This window comes from Psychrobacter sp. 1Y4 (genome assembly GCF_051847555.1).
The window spans coordinates 1-1,065 of the sequence record NZ_JBPYDE010000144.1 but is presented as its reverse complement, the minus strand read 5'-3'; the positions used below and the strand labels follow the sequence as shown (position 1 = coordinate 1,065).

Here is a 1,065-nt window from a genome sequence, read left to right as displayed (position 1 = left end):
AAAAGCATTGATGCTAGGATTATCAAGAATAACTAAGCCAAGTGGTGCTTGCTGACGCGCCTGCGCATTAAGTCGCCACGTCATGTCTTTTACCGTTTCCTGCACCCAAGGGTCGTGCTCCATTTTGACCCGACCATTGATATTCTGTAATGACCACTCACCCAGCATTTTGTTTTGATACTGCTCAGCAAAGCTCAGTCCTTGCCCGCGCAAATTGGGTAGCTCTAACGATTGTGACTCTACTGTTTGCCATGAATGATTGGCAAATGGCATAGCTTGGCTATCATCACCATCCTTGCTATGAGCACTTGTAGCGATTACCAGCAATGTCACTGACAGTCCAATTTTGATACTATTTGAAAAAGATAAAACCACAGAGTTGCGGCTATCTGTTTGCCCAAATAGTTTAGATAGCGAGCTTTCCGACAGCTTATTCATCGAATGGCTGGTGGCTTTAGTAAGTCGTGGCGGTCTATTAGCGTGGTACAAATTCGTATCCTATCAGATTGTTGACGACGTCTTTTCGACTATACGAGCTTGTTTATATAAGGTCAATTCTACTATGTGCTTAGCTACCAATCACTTAGCCACCCGTCAAGATTGTGCAACATGATTGTGTGATTCTAATGAACCGAACATGACGTTGATTATATTCAAATGCAATTATACATCGGCTATTTGGTATAATGGTTAAACACAATAATAGTAAGCTCATGGTTGTCGTAAATATATTGACGATAATCAAAATAATTGTTAGAGCCTTTTTTAATAAAGAAACCGAAATATTGATACTTGTAAGGTTTGTATTATGTCCGCTGATAGCCAATTACCCATCAAACGTGCATCACACTTTATTTACTTATCAGCGAGCTTATTCGATCCAGAACAGCAAGAGATCAATCATCTGTTAGACTTATTGCCAGTAGAGAATGGTAGCTCAGATGTTGACACTGAGACGAAAATAAATAAAGAGCAACCTTTACTAAATATCAAGCGTTTCGTCGATGGTCGCGGGCTTGCATGTCCAATGCCACTGTTGAAAACCAAAGTTGCGTTACGTGATGT

Annotated in this window: 1 protein-coding gene and 1 pseudogene; one reads left to right on the top strand and one right to left on the bottom strand. The window is 40.5% G+C overall.

The genetic code is table 11. The annotated features are described in order from the left end of the window. Nucleotides 1–489, bottom strand: a pseudogene (locus ACS8FC_RS14855) (hypothetical protein); the annotation flags it as partial. A 319-nt stretch (nucleotides 490–808) separates the two neighbouring features. Between ACS8FC_RS14855 and ACS8FC_RS14850 the strand changes: the two are divergent. Further along, the coding region (locus ACS8FC_RS14850; protein ID WP_439297337.1) for a sulfurtransferase TusA family protein at nucleotides 809–1,065 on the top strand (257 nt) is incomplete at its 3' end.